The sequence below is a fragment of the Pedobacter sp. AK013 genome (genome assembly GCF_014205835.1).
Lineage (GTDB): Bacteria > Bacteroidota > Bacteroidia > Sphingobacteriales > Sphingobacteriaceae > Pedobacter.
On sequence record NZ_JACHCQ010000020.1, the window covers coordinates 26541 to 45899 of the forward strand.

Annotated in this window: 10 protein-coding genes and 1 riboswitch; of the genes, 7 read left to right on the top strand and 3 right to left on the bottom strand. The window is 38.4% G+C overall.

Annotation, left to right across the window (positions count from 1 at the left end; genetic code table 11):
• The first annotated feature begins 2 nt into the window (after nt 1-2).
• The 3 genes from HDC90_RS14220 to HDC90_RS14230 are packed head-to-tail and all read left to right on the top strand — an operon-like array spanning nt 3 to nt 4219.
• Nucleotides 3-1892 (top strand): protein-disulfide reductase DsbD domain-containing protein, encoded by a 1890-nt coding sequence (locus HDC90_RS14220; protein ID WP_184467445.1) that lies wholly within the window; start codon nt 3-5, stop codon nt 1890-1892.
• 60 nt (nt 1893-1952) lie between these two features.
• Nucleotides 1953-2540, top strand: coding sequence for a TlpA family protein disulfide reductase (locus tag HDC90_RS14225; protein ID WP_184467447.1), 588 nt, complete (start codon nt 1953-1955; stop codon nt 2538-2540).
• A 2-nt stretch (nt 2541-2542) separates the two neighbouring features.
• Nucleotides 2543-4219 carry a S1C family serine protease gene (locus tag HDC90_RS14230; RefSeq protein ID WP_184467449.1) on the top strand — a complete coding sequence of 559 codons (1677 nt, stop codon included), beginning with the start codon at nt 2543-2545 and terminating at the stop codon, nt 4217-4219.
• 637 nt (nt 4220-4856) lie between these two features.
• Here HDC90_RS14230 and HDC90_RS14235 read toward each other — a convergent pair.
• A complete protein-coding gene (locus tag HDC90_RS14235) occupies nt 4857-6131 on the bottom strand; it encodes a peroxiredoxin (protein WP_184467451.1) in 1275 nt (424 codons plus the stop codon).
• 135 nt (nt 6132-6266) lie between these two features.
• A riboswitch (SAM riboswitch) is annotated at nt 6267-6373 on the top strand.
• Between the two features lie 320 nt (nt 6374-6693).
• Here HDC90_RS14235 and HDC90_RS14240 point away from each other — a divergent pair.
• Together HDC90_RS14240 and HDC90_RS14245 are read left to right on the top strand one after the other, a co-directional pair.
• Nucleotides 6694-9861, top strand: coding sequence for a SusC/RagA family TonB-linked outer membrane protein (locus tag HDC90_RS14240; RefSeq protein ID WP_184467453.1), 3168 nt, complete (start codon nt 6694-6696; stop codon nt 9859-9861).
• Nucleotides 9862-9872: 11 nt separating this feature from the next.
• Complete coding sequence (locus HDC90_RS14245; protein ID WP_184467455.1) at nt 9873-11309, top strand: SusD/RagB family nutrient-binding outer membrane lipoprotein; 1437 nt, start codon at nt 9873-9875, stop codon at nt 11307-11309.
• 215 nt (nt 11310-11524) lie between these two features.
• On the opposite strand, the gene HDC90_RS14250 is transcribed toward HDC90_RS14245, so the two are convergent.
• Complete coding sequence (locus HDC90_RS14250) at nt 11525-11725, bottom strand: YtxH domain-containing protein (RefSeq protein WP_184467457.1); 201 nt, start codon at nt 11723-11725, stop codon at nt 11525-11527.
• A 256-nt stretch (nt 11726-11981) separates the two neighbouring features.
• Between HDC90_RS14250 and HDC90_RS14255 the strand changes: the two genes are divergently transcribed.
• Nucleotides 11982-14186, top strand: coding sequence for an alpha-galactosidase (locus tag HDC90_RS14255; protein WP_184467459.1), 2205 nt, complete (start codon nt 11982-11984; stop codon nt 14184-14186).
• 144 nt (nt 14187-14330) lie between these two features.
• On the opposite strand, the gene HDC90_RS14260 is transcribed toward HDC90_RS14255, so the two are convergent.
• On the bottom strand, nt 14331-18398 hold the full coding sequence (locus HDC90_RS14260; RefSeq protein ID WP_184467461.1) for a hybrid sensor histidine kinase/response regulator transcription factor: 4068 nt from the start codon (nt 18396-18398) through the stop codon (nt 14331-14333).
• Nucleotides 18399-18869: 471 nt separating this feature from the next.
• Between HDC90_RS14260 and HDC90_RS14265 the strand changes: the two genes are divergently transcribed.
• A complete protein-coding gene (locus HDC90_RS14265) occupies nt 18870-19340 on the top strand; it encodes a CHRD domain-containing protein (RefSeq protein ID WP_184467463.1) in 471 nt (156 codons plus the stop codon).
• Nucleotides 19341-19359: the final 19 nt, after the last annotated feature.

The window sequence follows — 19359 nt, forward strand, 5'->3', positions numbered from 1 at the left end:
TTATGACTAAACTGATCTGGATGATGAAAAAGATGCTAACCGTATGCCTGATGCTGGTATCGCTGTATACATTTGGAACTGCTAAACACCGGGATAAAATTGCATTAAAGATTTTGTACGTGGGTTACAATCCCGACAGGCCAATGCCAAAAAATGTGGTGTATTATTCAACTGTACCCAACATCCTCGAAAAAATATACAAAACCAGAATGGCAGATTTTAAAGCCTTTTTGGAACAGCGTTTTACTGAAGTTAAGGTTGTGGATGTGGCAGATTACAAAGTAGAAATGTCTGATGGGGTTGATGTAACTGTGATGGATGCCGGGCCGGTTACGCTACCGCCAAATTTTAGCCGTCCTATGGTTTTAATGCATGCCATGGCACCAAACGTAGGTTTGCCTTTAGGTTTAAAATTCGATTGGTATTGCCAGTGTTTAGATAACGAAGCTTTAAATATTAAAACCAGTCATCCCATTTTTAATACCCCTAATGCCGTAAAACTAACCATGGTGAAAAAACCGACACCAGGTTCCTTTTTTAATGGCCATCAAGGCGCAGAAACACCAAAGCAAATGGATAGGTGGCAGGTGGTAAAGCAGGGTTTTTCTGCTAAAGAGCCTTACCTGATCGGTATGGTTTCGCACGGCGAAGGATTTAACGATTCGCCTGATGCGGAATCTATTTCAGGTGGTGTTTGCCTTAAAAATGCCGAAGCGGTAGCACTGGGGCGCCAGGGGAATTATTTTATGTGGGGTTTCGCAGGATCGCCGGATTACATGACGGATGAAGCCAAAGATGTTTTTGTAAATACCATTTGTTACATCAAAAAATTCGATCACCTCCAGGCTATTGTAAAAAAAGTACAGATCGAAACCCGTAGTGGTATAGATGAGCTGATTTATCGGTTAAACAAAGATCTTTATAACCAGGCTATTATTTCGCGCAGGGAAGGTAATTTGCGCATGCTGAAAATGCAGCAGGAATTAAAAGATAAAAAAGCAAGGGGAGAAGATATTGGCCATGGTAACGAAATGTTTTTGAAAATGCCCGTAACCAACGATACCCAATCTTTTGAAGATTATGTAAAGGGGTTTGCTGGCGATAGCTTGTTTGCCCTTTATGGCACGAATATGAACCTATATCATAAATACTATCGTCAAAATTATGAATATTTCTATCCTTCCGGTGTATACTCGCTTCAGCTCGATCGTGAGGCGCAAAAGCTTGGAATTTCTAACCGTAAAGTGGCCCTTTTAGATAAATGTGTCAATTTATTAGAAGCAAACAAAGATGTAGCAATGGCGCGGCGCCTGCTAGAGCGTTATACCACCGAAAAGTTTAATAATGCTTCTGATTGGAGGAAATGGTTTAACCAAAACCACAATAACCTTTTTTATACCGAATCTGGTGGGTTTAAATTCATGGTCAATACGTACGGCAAAAGTGTTCCTGTTACCCAGCAACAAAGCTACCAATTGCCAAAAGCAATTATAAGCGGTGAACCTACCGCGGCCGATCCGGTTGCTGTTTCGGCAAGGTTTATTCCGGGTAATGGAGATAAAAAAGATAGCTTACTTATTGAGGCCAAAATATTAAAAGGCTGGCATATTTATGCTTATGTATCTAAAGATAACCCATTTGTAGTAACCGAAACCCGCCTCGAACTTCCGGAGGGTGCAGTGGCCGATCGGGAATGGAAAACTACAGCTGCAGTTCCCTATCCAGGTAACGACGGCATGTTTATTTTTGAAGGAAAGGCAAACTTTAGCATAATGGTGGATTATAGCAAGGCAAAAGCTGGAACTAAGATTAAATGCGGCCTGTATTATCAGGTGTGTGATGAAAACAAATGTTATCCGCCGAAAGAAAAAATATTAGAAATATTCATTTAAGCTACTTATACATACGGTACGGCCTGTAAAAACGGCCTTACTGTTTTTTTAACCTAACGTATGAAATCTTTTTTCAGGCTTTGCCTATTGGCTATGTTAAATGTAGTGGCCTCTACCTCCTTATGGGCGCAGTCTCCAACAAATAAAGCAGATTCTGTTCATCACAAACTTCTGGCAGAAATGATAACTGTACCAGCACCCAATTTTACCTTAAAAGACCTTGACGGAAATGTGGTATCGTTAAAAGACCTAAAAGGAAAGGTAATTGTACTCGATTTCTGGTCAACATGGTGTGTGCCCTGCAAAAAATCTTTTCCTGCTATGCAACTTGCTGTTAATGCCTATAAAAATGATCCATCGGTAAAGTTCTTATTTATCCATACCTGGGAAACCAGTAAAACAGCTCTTGACGATGTAAAAAACTATATTGTAAAATCGGGGTTTAATTTTCAGGTGCTGATGGATCTGAAAGATGGGGCAGGGCGCAATGCTGCGGTTGAAGATTATGGCGTAAGTGCCATTCCAGCAAAATTCATTATCGATAAAGCAGGTAATATTGTATTTAAACTAACCGGGTTCACCGGAACCGATGCCGCTGCACTCGAAGAAATTTCTGAGCGGATTACATTGGCAAAAAATCATAAATAATAATGAATAACTATATAAAGGCATTAACAATAACCTTTGTAATGCTGTTTAGCCTAAATGTTAGCGCACAGAAAAAGCAGGTTACTAAATTTCAGAAAACCATTGTCGAAGCAGTTAAAAAAGCATACCCTGCAAGTGTACGCATGTGGGGTTTTGATGTACAGCAGAACCAAAGAACCAGTGCACAGTTTAGTGGTGTGGTAGTGAGTGCAGATGGTTATATCTTAACGGCTGCACATACTATTTTACCAGGTAAAAATTATAAAGTGTTTTTTCCTGATGGACGCGAATGTATTGCAATGGCTTTAGGAAAAATAGAAAATAAAGAAACCCCGGGAATTCCAGATGTAGGCATGATGAAAATTACCGATAAAGGCACCTATCCATTTGCAGAGATGGGTTATTCGGCAAGTTTGCTTAAAAATGAACCTTGTATCAGTATTTCTTATCCAGAAAGCTTAAACCAAAGCCTGCCAACTTTAAGGTTGGGCAATGTTGCAGAGGTGAAAAACGAATATGGTTTTATCCGCTCAACCTGCAAAATGGAACCAGGTGATTCTGGTGGACCTTTATTTGACTATTACGGCCGCGTAATTGGGCTGCATAGTGCCATTGATATTGCTGAGGACATGAATTTTGAAAATCCTGTTGATCTTTACCGACGCTATTGGACAGCCTTGAACAATGAAACGCTTTATACAGCTTTTCCTGAAACGACGGATAGTGTGAAAGTTGATCCTTTGTCTTTGCGATTACAGAAAGAAAGCAAACAAAAGGCTTTACATCCGGATTTTGATGAGCCGAGGATTAAGAATATTTGTTTTTCCATCAAAAGCATAGTGAAAGGACAAAAACAGGAGATTGAGGCTTGTTTATTAAATATTAAAACACCAAATGGGGATATAAAACAGTTTTTACTGAGCAAAAACACCATGGTTAGCGAAGAAGTGCATTGTGATATTGATGGAACCGCAGTGCCGGTTAAGTTGATTGGAAAGGATCAGGAAAACGATCTGGTTTTATTTGCGCCAGGGCGGAAAATAGTGGGTGGGATTGATTTAAATATTGCTGATACCGATACCCTTAAAATAGAGATGGGTAAATTACTTTATAGTATAAATTCAGATAATAAAGTGATGCGCAGTATTTTAGGTAGTAAGCCATTTAATTTGCCAAAAATTAACAGCCAGCCTTATTTGGGTGCTATGGTGGTATACAACTCTAGCCCGGTTCTGTTCTCATTAATTAAAGAAGGTAGCCCGGCAGAGAAAGCAGGGATAAAAGTTGGCGACGAACTCATCAGCATTAATGGAAAACCCATCAAAAAGGCAAGTGAATTTGCCCCTGAAATGATGAAATATTGGGCAGGAGATGAGCTTACTTTGGAGTGGACCAACGCAACTGGGAAAATGCACAAAACTTTCAAGCTCGATGAAAGGGGGCAATCGGTCTCCAATCACCCGGCAGAGAAATTTGAAGGAGGGAGATCAGCGCGAAGAGACGGTTTTAATACCGTTTTTACACACGATGCGGCCATTAAAGCAAATGGCTGTGGATCGCCTGTTTTTGATTGGGAAGGACATTTTTATGGGATTAACATCGCTCGGTTTAGCCGAACAGCAACGGTGGTAATTCCAAAGAAAACAATCATTGATTTTGTTTTGAAGAATGTGAAGTAGTTTAGTTTTTGCCAGGGAAACACAGAAGTCACGGAGTTTTAGTGGTCGGTGTCTCACCAACCACTATGTAGGATTTATTGCCTAACATATTTCGGTCGGTGAGACACCGACCGATAAGGAAAGGAAAAGTTGTATGTTGTTGAAGCGAAGTGTCAGAGGCAATTATTAACGTTTTTCTATTGGTCGGTGTCTCACCGACCAATGCTTAATGTTCTATGTTAAAAAAGAAATGTTATATGTTTTTTGGAGCGCAGTGCCAGGAGCACTTGTTAAAGTTGGTTCCCGTGCTTCGCAATATCCTTTCGCTGTGCTTCAGGGATGCCGCTACGCCCGGGGCTAAAAACACAGTTATTACTAAGAACAAAGTGCAAAATGCCATTTCGTTCCTTGTACTGCCCCAGGTTAAATAAACCTTCTTGCAGCGGCTATCCTTTTTGCGGTAAGACTAATCGTCTATGCAGTTAATTCACAAAAAGATAGAGGCGGAAAGAAGGACTGCCCGAACCGAAGCGCGCTATACCTGCTTTCCAAAAAGGAACCATTATATGTTTTTGGAGTGCACAGGCGCATTAACAATTATTATAAAAAGATTCTTCACCACGTTCAGAATGATAGCTAAGGGATAATTTACGATTCTTTATTTCTTCAACAGCGTATCAATCTCCGTATTAAATTCTTTAATAAATTCATCATAAAACTTACCTGTGGCGGGACCATTAAAACCAGTATGGATCTGGGCAACATTTCCCTGTTTATCAATTATTATCGTGGTTGGGAACGATAAAAAAGAATCGAGCGCAGGCAACGATTCGGATACCACCTGTTTATCGGCTGTACCCGCCAATACCTGATCGTATTCAATACCAAAACGTTCGCGGAAACGTGTCATCACTTTTTTTGCATATTCAGGTTCGGTTGAGCGTTCGTAATGTAAAGCGATAATTTCTACACCGCGTTTTTTGTTTTCTTTGTACCACGGAGCAATAAAAGTAGCTTCGTCAACACAGTTAGGGCACCAGCTCCCAGTGATGGTTAAAATCACCACTTTGTTTTTATACTTCTCATCTTTTAGCGAAATCTTTTTGCCGTTTATATCAGGAAAGCTAAAATCAAGTGTTTTATATCCTTTTTTTAAATAGGTAAGTTTATAAGGATCAGGTAGGGCAGCATCTTTATTTTTGGTTCCGGTAAAAGGCTGATTGACCCTAGCGCCTAAAATTTCACCAGTTAATGAGCCATCTGGCTGGAAAGTTCCTTTGTAATAGGCAGGAGAGGAACCGATAAAACTTGAAAGCTGAAATTCATTGCCTTCTACCACACCTTCAAGGTAACGCGAATCGCCGGTTACACGTAAAAAAGTACCGGTAAGTTTATTGCCTGTTTGTTTAAATAAACCCACAGTTTTTTCTTCTTTACCATCGGGTGATTTAAAAACTACATCATAACTTCCTGAGTAATCTGCTGTAGCTAGTTTGTTAATAGGTTCGAAACGGTAGTTTTTGCGCTCGGCCACAATGTTTAGTGGTTTGCCTGCTTTATCCTGCTTTCTTAAAGTACCTGATAAATGATCGCCATCTACAAGAGCAAAAGCCAATTCGTTATCAAACTGATCCAGTTTTACGAAAAGAGAATCAGCAGTCTGTTTCACTAAACCACCTTCAAATTTTTCTTCGGCATTGCGGAAATATAATTTCTGCTGACCACTTTTTTCATTGATTTCGAAGTTAAAGGGAATATCCAACCCTTCTTTTACCTTGGCTATTCCACGCCAGGTACCCAATGCAACAAAAGCTTTTGATTTTTTTTCTTTGGCTGTTGATTGTTGGTTATTAACCAGTACACTTTGTTGTTGCGCAAAGGTTAAGGAGGTTGTTATAGCTAGTAGGGCGGGAAATATGAATTTTAAGTTCATCGGGATATGTTAATCGACTAAATTAGTCGACAAATATACTGACGAAATAACCAAAGAAAAAATATTTCAATAAAAATCTATAAAAACTATAGGATAAATGGAATTAATTATACCTTTGCCCCAGTTATTTTAAAATACTTATCAAGAAAGGCGGAGGGAATGGCCCTGTGAAGCCTTAGCAACCATCTAATTTTTAGAAATGGTGCTAAATCCATCTCAGATGAATCTGGGGTAGTTAAGTCAGTTGATTGCGTTATCCTTATAAGAAATATATGGAGCACTTCTGATTTAAGGGGTGCTTTTTTTTTTACCCTGATGCTCGCTTGAAAAGTAAATACGGTTTAAATAAAAATATTCAGATGAAAAAAACAGACGAGCTAAAAGCCATTGATGCAAACCTTAGTGCATACTTCCGAATGCGCATGCCCTGTTAAAATTGCTCCATTTAACAGGCTTTTTTGATCTAACCATTCCAATTGTTTTTTTATAAACACGGTTATTAACCGTTAGGGATTGTTTTGCCCAAAATTATTATCCCTTATTAACTAATTAACTACACAATATGCTTAAAAATTTAAAATTAATAGCGTTTATCTTTCTGCTCTTCATGGCACAAAAGCTTTCCGCTCAAGAAGTCACGGCTACCGGAACCATAAAGTCGGCAGATGGTGAAACACTCCCTGGTGTTTCCATATTAATAAAAGAAACCAAACAAGCCACTATTTCTGATGCAAAAGGAGCTTTTTCTATCCATGCACCAGATAAGGGCACATTGGTATTTTCTTATATCGGTTTTAAGAGTCAGGAAATACAGATCAATAAAAATGCGGGTCCTATTTCGATCATTCTTCAATCAAGCGATAATGCGCTTGATGAGGTAGTGGTTACGGCATTGGGTATTTCAAGGCAGAAGAAATCGCTTGGTTATGCTGTTCAGGAATTAAAAGGACAGGATTTGGCTGAAGCTAAAGAATCCAATCTGGTAAATGCACTGGCCGGAAAAATTGCCGGTGTTAGGGTAACTAATAGCCAGGGGAGCATGGGCTCTTCGCGTGTGGTCATTAGGGGTGAAACATCTATTGCCGGAAATAACCAGCCATTATTTGTGGTTGATGGGATTCCGGTAGATAATTCGCAATTAAACTCGGCTGGAGCAAGAGATTATGCGAATACCATTTCAGACATCAATCCTGAAGATATAGAATCGATGAGTGTATTAAAAGGACCAAATGCCGCGGCGTTGTATGGATCAAGAGCGGCAGCAGGCGTTATCCTCATTAAAACCAAAACGGGTAAATCAAAAAAAGGATTGGGTATTGCCATTAATTCGAATGCTGTTTTAGAAACTTTACTTACCCTTCCCGTTTATCAAAACGCTTTCGGTCAGGGATCGGAAGGCAAGTTTAGTTATGTAGACGGTGCAGGTAAAGGGATTAATGATGGAGTAGATGAAAGTTGGGGGCCTAAGTTGGATGGTAGACTAATCCCACAATTTTTTTCGAAAGGTGTAGCGGTTCCATTTGTGGCGCACCCAGATAATGTACGCGATTTCTTTCAAACGGGATATTCATTAAACAATGGTGTATCGGTTGCCGATGCGGGCGAAAAGTACGACTATAGAATATCATACAATAACTTGAAACAAGTTGGTATAGTGCCAAACTCAGGACAGGGTAAAAATTCATTTGTATTAAATACTACTTTAAAAATCACACCTAAATTAAGTTTAACGGCAAATGCTAACTATAGCAAGCTTAATTCGGATAATCTGCCAGGAACAGGTGGTTCACGTTCAACCAGTACGATGTTACAGTTTACCTGGTTTGGCCGTCAGGTTGATATTAACCAGTTGAAAAACTATTTGGATGAAAATGGAAAAACGTTTAACTGGAACAATAGCTATTATAGTAACCCTTATTGGGTAGCTTACGAAAATACGGTTTCGCAAAACCGCAGTCGCATTATTGGTAGTTTGGCCCTTAATTATAAAATTATTGATGGACTTGATTTCAATTTCAGATCCGGTACGGATTATTACAACGATAGACGTAAAATTAGAATTGCCTACGGTACAAATGGAACACCTTTTGGTTCCTATACAGAAAGCGCCTTTACAGTAAGTGAGAATAATACTGATGCTACCTTAAATTTTAACAAGCAGTTAAACGATGATTTTAGCCTCGAATTATTGGGTGGTGGTAACATCCGAAGGCAATACATTGAGCAAAATGACCAGAGCGCACCTAAACTGGCTATCGCCGGACTTTACACGCTTAAAAACTCCCGCGATCCATTGGTTTCATCCAATAATCTATCAAAGTTAAAGTCGTATAGTGTGTATGCATCTGGTCAGATTGGCTTCAGAAATTACCTTTTTGCCAACATCACAGCACGTAACGATTGGTCTTCAACTTTGCCGGCACAAAATAGATCTTATTTTTACCCATCATTTAACGGAAGTTTTGTAGCAACCGAAGCATTTGATATCAAAAGTGAAGCCCTTAACTATTTAAAAATACGTGGAGGCTGGTCTAAAGTTGGTAAAGATGCAGATCCTTACCGTTTAATCAATACTTATGCATTTGGCGCTCCATTTAAAACAAACCCTCAACTTACAACAGGTTCTATAGATCTTAAACCAGATCTTAAACCGGAAACCACTACTTCTACAGAATTGGGTATTGAAGCTGTCTTTTTTAATAAGAGATTACGACTTGATTTAAGTGCATACAACACGAATAGCTACAATCAGATTTTAGCAGCCGATGTGAGTCAGAGTACGGGCTTTAGTTCGAAATTGCTTAATGCCGGAAAAATCAATAACAAAGGGTTAGAAGCGCAATTGGGTATTACTCCAATCAAAAAAGCTTTTACCTGGGATGTTGATTTCAATTTCGCAGCAAACAGGAGCAGGGTAATTGAGTTGGATGCTGAAAAATTCTTAACCAATTATGTTGTGGCTTCAAACTCGGCGCAGATAATTGCAACGGTTGGTCAGCCCTATGGATCATTGTTCGGAACAGCATTTTTAAGGGATGCTAACGGAAATATCATTGTTAACGCTACAGGCGCACCATCAACAAATCCAACCAAACAGGTATTGGGAAAATATACACCAGACTGGATTGGTGGAATATATAATACTTTTACTTATAAAGGCATAAGTTTAGGTGTATTGGTTGATGCCAGTTTTGGAGGTTCTATTTACAATGGTACTTATGCAACGGGTACCTATACAGGCGTATTGGCTTCTACACTTCCAGGCAGAGCAGCAGAATATGGTGGTATTTCTTACTATTATCCAGATAACAAAAAAGAAAATGGTACAGTAAGAGTAAACGGAACTGCCCCTGCAGGCGTTACGGTGTATGATGATGGGATTATTTTTGATGGCGTAACAGCCGATGGTAAACGCAATGAAAAAGTATTACCTGCTCAGCAGTATTATAAATCGTTCAGGAATATTGATGAAGCAAATATTTTCAATGCTTCTTATGTAAAACTCCGTGAAGTTAAATTAAGTTATAACCTTCCGGCCAAATGGCTCCGCCCATTAAGTTTACAAGGGGTTTCAGTATCGCTGGTTGGTCGTAACCTTTGGATTATCCATCGCAATACCGTTGACATTGATCCTGAAGTAGCTTTTAATACTGGCAACGGCCAAGGTTTAGAAAGTTTATCTAACCCAAGCACGCGCAGTTATGGTATTAACTTGAATGTTAAATTTTAAATATTTCCATCATGAAAAATAAAAAACTATATATATTGGCCATTTTGGCAATCGCATTTTCTTCTTGTAACAAAGAGCTTGATGAGGTGAATATCAATCCCAATGCTCCTGAAATTCCGGTACCTGATTATTTACTTACAGGTACTACTAAGGCTACTGTTGATGCCTACTGGGGAGTAGCCAACAACATGAACTCGAGCTTGCTGTTTGCCCAACATTGGGCTAAAGTGCAATATACAGAAGAAGATCGTTTTATTTATTCGAACAGTAGTTTTACCTCTTTATGGTCTACCGCTTATGCACAAAGTATTCCTGGCTACAATAAGATTATAGAATTGGGTGATGCACAAGGTAATTCTGGTTATAAGGGAGTTGCTTTAATCTTAAGATCGTGGGTGTTTTTGTTACTTACTGATGCTTATGGCGACATTCCATATTCACAGGCAGGGAAAATAAAACAGTTTATTACACCAGTTTACGATAAACAAAAGGATGTTTATTATGGAATTCTGGAGGATTTAAAGTCGGGACAAAAAGCGCTTAATTTAAATACTGGAAATGCTTCTGGTGATATTATTTATTCTGGAAGCACCGCGGGTTGGCAAAAATTTGCAAATTCATTACGGCTTCGTATTGCTTTGCATATTGCAGACAAAGAACCGGCGAAAGCAAAACAGATAATTGATGAGATTAAAGCTGAAGGTGGACAGTTTATTAGTTCCAATCTGGAAAATGCCAAACTCGACTATGATGCTTCTCCCCAACAAAATCCTGTAGCGGCTTCATTCGAAACCAGAAACGATTACAGGATCAGTAAAACCATTGTAGATAGGCTCAAGGCATTAGACGATGCAAGATTACCCATTTATGCAAGTAAAACAGAAAATGCACCGCAAGGTTACGTAGGTATTCCGAATGGTTCTACCAATTCTGAGGCAAGTGAAATCGGTTTGGCGAATTCTTCAAAACCAGGTGCCTATTTTCTTGATCCAAAAGCACCAGCAGTAATTTTAAGTTACGCCGAAGTGCTTTTTGATCGGGCAGAAGCGGCAGCCCGTGGTTTTACCACAGAAAATGCCGAAGATTTATATAAACAGGCCATTACAGCCTCTTACGCACAATACGGTTTGAACAATCTTAATAGTAATATTGAGGTTTATCTTAATAGAGCTGTAGTACAATACGACCCAAGCAACTATAAAAAATCAATCGGCGAGCAAAAGTGGATCGCCTTATTTGGACAGGGCTTAGAAGCCTGGACAGAACAAAGAAGGTTAGATTATCCGCAGTTAACCGCATCTGTAAATACCGTTCTGAATGGTAAAATTCCGGTACGTTTTATTTATCCAGGTACCGAGCAATCGTTAAACGGGCAGAACTATAAAAATGCGGTAAGCAGTCAAGGGGCCGATTTATTAACTACGAAACTTTGGTTTGATGCTTTTTAATACCGAACCGTCACCCTGAATTTATTTCAGGGTCTATCTTGCAGGAAAGATGCTGAAACAAGTTCAGCATGACGATCGTATAAGAAAAAAGTGAATATTTGATATGTTATATTTGACACTAAATAAAAAAACGTCCTAATTTTACATTAGGACGTTTTTTGTGTTCAGAGAAATAGATATTTGGCCTCTTCGGGCTCCACATTTCTTTCAGGTATTCATCTGGCTAAGTCTTCAGCAACATGGCTTGCCCTGGCTTTCAGGTCTTCGGTATATCCCTTTGCTTTCTCTACCCATCCTGGAGCTTTTTCCAATAAATCATCAACTATAGATTGTCCGGTAATTGGATCTTTCTTGGTAATATATTTTACGCCAGCATAAACTGCGGCCCCAATAATTGCTGTTTTTAAAATTCCCATGTTCTTTTCTTTTTTCTAGTTAAACATTTTGATATCGTTAAAAGTTTTAGACAATTCCCTATGCCTGTTGTTACATGTTGTTGTTTAAAGCAATTATTCCCTTTAATCCGTATTGTTTTGTTTCTGTGCTGCAGGTTACCCTCTCATTTTCTAATCTGGTGCTGAGATAAAAATTTTACAGATTATCATTATTAAATTTATATATTTCGAGCAAAATTATCTTAACAAAAACCGATTATAAACCAAATAGACTTACATGAACAAAGAAGAGTTAGGTTACATCAAACAAACGGCATTAGCCCTTGCAATTTCACTTTTTACCATCGGAAATATTAAAGCCCAAAGCATCATACCCATTGAAACTGCACACAATGCATTGGTGTTACAAGCCAGTGGAAAAAAAGATGTAAACACTATATTTTTTGGAAAGAAGCTAGCCAATAAAGAAGAATACGGTCAAATTACCACACAATATAAACAGACCGAAGATTATACCGGGCAGCTAAATTCGGTATATACGCCTTCAGGATCAAGAAACCTGGTTGAACCAGCCATTAGCGTTACCCACGCCGATGGTAATAACTCGCTTGATCTGAAATATGTAGACCATACCGTTACCGCTATTGATGATAATGTGAGTTTACTTAAAATCAGATTAAAGGATCCTGTTTATAATTTTGAGGTAAGCCTATTCTATAAATCATTTTATAAGCAGGATGTAATAGAACAATGGACCGAAATTAAACATGCTGAAAAAGGGACAGTGGTATTGCATAAATATGCATCGGCCAACCTGCACTTAAAATCGCCACATTTTTGGTTAAACCAGTATCATGGCGACTGGGCTAAGGAAATGCAACCAGAACAAAGTGAAATTACCCACGGTATTAAAACTTTAGATAGCAAATTAGGTACAAGGGCAAATTTGTTTCAGCCTTCTGTTTTTATGATTTCGTTAGATAAACCAGCAGAAGAAAATGAGGGTAATGTTTTATATGGAGCGATGGAGTGGAGTGGTAATTTTAAGATCGATTTGGAGCTGGATTACCAGGATAACCTCCGCATTATTGCCGGAATGAACAATTATGCTTCGCCATACAGCTTAAAAGCAGGTGAAGTTTTTACTACCCCTGTTTTTTTATACACTTTTTCTGATCAGGGAAAAGGTGATGCCAGTAGAAAATTACAAGATTGGGCACGTAACTATAAAATATTAGATGGAAAAGGTAGCAGATTAACGCTTTTGAATAACTGGGAGGCTACATATTTCGATTTTAATGAGCAAAAACTAGCCGATTTATTAAAAGATACCGAAAAATTAGGTGTCGATTTCTTTTTGCTTGATGATGGTTGGTTCGGGAACAAATATCCACGTAACGATGATCATGCCGGGCTTGGCGATTGGCAGGAAAATAAGAAAAAATTACCAAACGGAATATCTGCTTTGGTAAAAGAAGCCGACAATGTAGGAACCAGATTCGGAATTTGGATAGAACCAGAAATGGTTAACCCTAAAAGTGAACTTTATGAAAAACATCCTGATTGGGTGGTGAAACAGCCTAACAGACCGGAATACTATTTTAGAAACCAATTAGAGCTTGATCTGAGCAATTCAAAAGTACAGGATTTTGTTTTCGGTGTGGTAGATGATCTGTTTACTAAAAACCCGAAACTGGCTTATATTAAATGGGATTGTAATGCGGTAATTTACAATGCGTACTCTGCACATTTGAAAAATCAATCTCATTTTTACATCGATTATGTTAGGGGACTGTATAGTGTACTGCAAAGAATCCGTGCTAAATATCCAACTGTACCGATGATGTTATGCTCTGGCGGTGGTGGTAGGGTAGATTATGCTGCCTTACAGTATTTTACTGAGTTTTGGCCAAGTGACAATACCGATCCTTTAGAACGCATATTTATACAATGGGAATACTCTTATTTTTATCCTGCCATCAGCAGTTCCAACCATGTAACCGACTGGGGGAAACAATCAATAAAATTCCGTACTGATGTTGCTATGATGGGCAAGCTGGGCTTTGATATTGTGGTAAGTAAACTACCCGAAAAGGAGCTTCAGTTTTGCCAGGAGGCCATTAAAAACTACAATGATGTGAAACAGACAATCTGGCAAGGCGAACAATACCGTTTGGCTGATCCGCGTAGGGGTAGCACCGCATCGATGTTGTATGTAAATGCGCAAAAAACCGAAGGTGTCATTTTTAATTACCTGGTTAACTACCGTTATGGCGAAAACAGTAAGTATCCTATTAAATTGAATGGTTTAGATGCAACAAAGAAATATCATATTAAAGAAATCAACCTTTATCCAGGTACAAAATCATCAATAGATGATACTAAAAGTTATACTGGTGATTTCTTGATGAAAGTGGGTTTTAATCCTAATCTTAATACCACCAGAACCAGTGTAGTGTTAAAATTAGAAGAGGCGAAATAATAAAACGTTATCATCCTTGAGCCTGTCGAAGGACAAATGTTTTTTATTTGGAATCAGCATTTATCTTGTTGCTAGGGCCCTGAAATAAATTCAGGGTGACGCATCTTTGGAATTGACTGAAGACTTCGTACTACAGACTGAGGACTAGTCTTCATCTTCTCCATTCATAAAAAAACGCGGGCTCTTTCCGAACTGTTTTTTAAACTCCCGGCTAAAATATTTCGGATCGTTAAAACCAACCTGATAAGCCACCTCATAAATGGTAAACCTATTTTGTTTAAACAATTCCATCGCTTTCTTTAAACGGATAGATTTAACAAAATCATTTACAGAGAGGTTGGTTAGCTTCCTTATTTTTTTATACAAAATAGGTCTGCTCATGCCAACCATCGAAGCCAGTTCTGACACTCCAAAATCTTCATCGGCAATATGTTCATCAATGTATTTTAAGAGTTTTAGCATAAAAGCTTCGTCAACAGCATTGATGGTAAGTTCTTTCGGCTGTAAATGAATATGTTTCAGGAATTTCTGACGCATTACCTGCCTCGACATCAGTAAATTACGGACATTTAGTAAAAGCAATTCAGGACTGAAAGGTTTGGTAATATAGGCATCGGCACCAGTTTCCAAACCACTAACCTGGTGGATATGAGAAGAACGTGCGGTAAGAATGATAACAGGAATATGGCTGGTACGTTCATCTTCTTTAAGTTGGCGGCAAAGCGCTATACCATCCATTATCGGCATCATAATATCACAAATAATCAGATCGGGCAGTGTTTCTACAGCCGTTTCCCAGCCTATTAATCCATTTTCACTTTCTGCTACCTGGTAATGTTTACCAACCAGTGATGCGATTAACAGCCTGATTTCGCTATTGTCTTCTACTATCAATATGGTTTCGGTAGAATTATCAGTTTCTTTTTCAGGCTTTAAAATGGCTGTTTCTTGGTCTGCCTGTTGTGTATAGATATCGAGATGACTTGGATGATCTTTTATCCCATCAAAAAGCGCAGTTTTAAAATGTGATTTTCCTTTTTTTAGCCTTACAGCGAAATTAGTGAAACCGCGCTCGTCATTTTCAGCAGGTGTACTTTCTACGGTAATATGTCCTTTATGCTCCTCTACAATTGCTTTGGAAAGTGCCAAACCAATGCCCGAGCCGATTTGGTTGGAGTGTTGCTCATCTACCTGGAAATAATCGCTAAAAAGATTTTTTAAACTTTCTGCAGGAATACCCAATCCGTTATCTGATATGCTAATTGCTACCTCATTATCCATTTCCAATACAGAAACAGAGATTTTGCCACCTTTACCGCAAAATTTAAAGGCATTTGATAATAGGTTGAACAGTACTTTTTCCAGCTGCCGTTTATCAAAAAACAGACTGATGTTTTCTTGTTCATGTATAAATTCGTATTGTATGCCATTTGTTTGGGCCAGATGGGAGAAGGAAATGAAAATTTCGTTAATAAAATCGACGATATTATCTTCGGTTACATGTAAGGTAAGATGCCCGGTTTCGGCTTTTCTGAAATCCATTAATTCAGTAATCAATCGCATTAACCTGTTGGCATTATTTTTTATAGGAATAATCTGTCGGTTTAGCTCGGTATCCGTTTGATATTGCTTGGAAAGATTTTCTAAAGGGCCAAGAATTAGGGTAAGCGGCGTTCTGATTTCGTGAGCCACGTAAGTAAAAAAGTTCAGTTTCATTTTCTGAATGTCTTCTGTACGTTTAAGCAGCGCACGTACAAAAAGATAACGTACAATTAAGAACAGTAACCCTGAAAAGAAAGCTAAGTAAATAAGATAGGCCCACCAGGTAGCCCAAAAGGGTGGGAGCACCGTTATTTTAAGGGTTGCCGCTTGGCCACCAGGATTGCCATCATTATTGTTCCCTGTTACCACAAAGGTGTAATTACCTGCGGGAAGATCGGTATAAGTAACACTTGGCACATCGGTTTTTACCCAATCTTTACTATGGCCCTTAAGGATATAACGGTAGCTGTTTTTTTCTGGCTTAATGTAGTTTAATAAGGCGAAATCGAGGCTGAAGTTGTTGTTGCCATGTTTAAAGGTAATTTGTTTTGTGCTTTTTATATCTTCTCTTAACAGTCCGTCAGGAGCATTTACAGCCACTGGTTGATCAAACAGTTTGAGCCCGGTAAAGGTGATTGGCGCAACGTTTTTATTAATATCAATCTGGCTGGGGTAAAATGCTGTTAAACCATCATAGCCTCCAAAAAATAACTCGCCATTGCTGTCTTTTAAAAACGATCTGATATTAAAAACATTGCCTGCTAGTCCGTCGCTTTTGGTATAATTAATAAATTTTCCTGTTTTAGTAACCAGTTTTGATAGTCCCTTATCAGTACTGATCCACAGGTTATTTTCATCATCTTCAATTATTCCGAGTACATTACTGTTTGGTAAGCCGTCTTTTTCGTTATAATTCTTAAATTTTCTATTTTTATTGTCGAAAATGCTCAATCCCCCAAAAGAAGTTCCAACACAGATATTTCCATTCCGTATTTGAATAATGCAATTAATATGATCTGAATTTAAACTGCCTGTATAAGCAGTAATTCTTTTAGTGGCTGGGTGGTAAGCATATAATCCGCCCATAGTTCCTATCCATAGGTTTTTGGCTTTATCTTCGAATATAACCTGAATATACTTGTCTCTGAGGTTTTGCTCTAACGGACTTTTAACTGTTGAAGAAGGGTATTGTCCATTTGTTTTTTTTAATGTAGATAATCCATCTCTAGAGCCTACCCAAACAGTACCATCGCTATCTTCGGTTATTGCAATTACTTCAGAAGCCCCAGGACTATTTTTTACATCTTTAACGTTGATTATTTTTTTAAAATTATGGTCTGAAGGATTAAGTAGGTATAAACCGCCACGGTGCGTACCTACCAATAGCTGCCCGGTTTTATCGAGGCACAAGGTTTTAATAAGGTTGGAGTTGAGCCCGTTGCTGCTGTTGGGTTCTGATTTATAGTAGGTGAAGGTATTGTTGCGTCTATTCAGATAATTTAAACCACCACCTTCAGTACCAATCCATAGGTTATGGTATTTATCTTCGACCATGGTACTTACAATATTGCTGCTCAAACCTTGCTGTTTCTTCGAATTTTTAAAAACGGTAAACGGTGTTGCAGACGGGTAAACAACATTTACACCTTTGTAATAAGTACCCAAATAAACGGAGCCGTTAAGATCTTGAAAAATACTGTGGATCGAATTTTGGCTCAATCCGCCTGTTTGCTCCGGGTCGTAACGGTAATTACTAAATTTTCGAGTATTTGGATCGAGGATACTCAATCCTTCTTGTGTACCGATCCAAATGTTGCCTGCTTTGTCGCAGGTTAGCTTTCTAATGTCGTTATTCACAATCGAATTCTGATCTGTAGCACTTGTTTGGTATCGCTTAAATGTTTTATGTTCGTAATCGAATAGGTTTAAACCATTATATGTGCCTAACCAAAGCCGCTTTTGTTTATCGATAACAATACTTTTTACGGCATTAGAACTGATGCTATTCTTGTTATTGGGATTATGCCTGAATATTTCAAAGTGATATTTACCCTTAATCTGGAAAATGCGTACTAAACCATCATAAGTACCTGCCCAAATGTTGCGTTTATCATCTTTAAAAACCGAAAAGATAAGGTTTATACCTGTTTTACGTTGAGGCTTATCGAAAAGAAACTTCTTGAATACCTGTTTTTCTGCATCAATTACCAGGTTTAGACCGTTGTAAGTGCCTATCCAAATATGGTGTTGAGGATCTTCGTACACACATTCTACCGAATCGCAGCTAAAGGAATTTACAGAACTGCGTTTATTGATGCGATAAAAATGATCTGTTTTTCCATCGTAAATATTCAGCCCGTTTTCTGTTCCCACCCACAACCTTCCTTTTGCATCGCTTAGTAGGGCTGTAATTACATTGTTTGAAATGCTGTTTTGATTATCGGAGCTATTGTTGTAAATTTTAAAGCGGTAACCATCATAACGGTTTAATCCATGCCTGGTACCCATCCAAATAAACTGGTTTTTGTCTTGTGCGATGGCCATCACCGAATTTTGAGATAAACCATTTTCCATTCCGAGGTGGTTAAAAACAATATGCTTCTGGGCACACAAAGAGGTGCAGATAAAAAGCATTGAGAAAAACCATAAAGCGTTTAAACGCAGATTCATATAATTAAGCTAGTTTTTTGGCCATCTTATGGACAATAGAAGAATATCCTTTGATGTATTTTCATTTAAAGATAGCGCGAACTTATCAAAATACTAAAGGATTACAGTTTTTCTACCCTTTCATTTACAATTTTCGACCTTTTTCATTTTACACCCAACTAATTTTGATAAAGCTAATGCAAGGTGATAAAAGAGCAATCACCCGGAAAAGTTAACCATTTCTGCCATTGGCTTAACCAAATTTAACTAACAAACAACACTGTGGGTAAATCTGATATAAACCCATCTGAGTGCCAACAGTAAATATTAACCAAACCAACCATGAAACAAAAATTACTTTCACCAAAAGCAGCACTTTCAAAAATCAGGATTTTTACAGTAGTACATCGGCATATTCTTTCTGTGCAAAATAACCAACAAAAGAGATAACCAGCTAAAGCAACGTCTCTAAACAATCAACACCTAAAATTTATGAATTTATTTACACTTAAGAGGCATTGCCTAATGCCTGCACTTGCGTTGCTGTTTTTTACTTCCTGTAAGAAAGAAACTTACACTTCAGATATCTATATTAAAAAGCAATGGAAGGTAGACCTGAGTGCTACCAAAATTATTCCTGCGATTGCGAACCGTACGGATCACGCAGTGGCCGTGCTTTATCTGATGGACAATAATGAACTTCATTATGATGTGTATTTTGATCAGCCCTTGCAGAATGGCGATACGCCGAGTTCTGTCAAAATTAATCTTGGTGCATCTACAGCAAATGGTTCCCTGTTAATCGATCTTAAAAACCCGGCATTTAACGGCAACAGAGAATCGAAGGGAAGCCTAACGGTGGATGCACAAACAGCCGTTGCATTGAGCACCCAAAGTGCTTATCTGGTTGTTGCTTCACAACAGCAGAATGCAGGTCTAGTACGGGGGCAGGTTAATAACTAGATGGCTTCTTAAATAATGT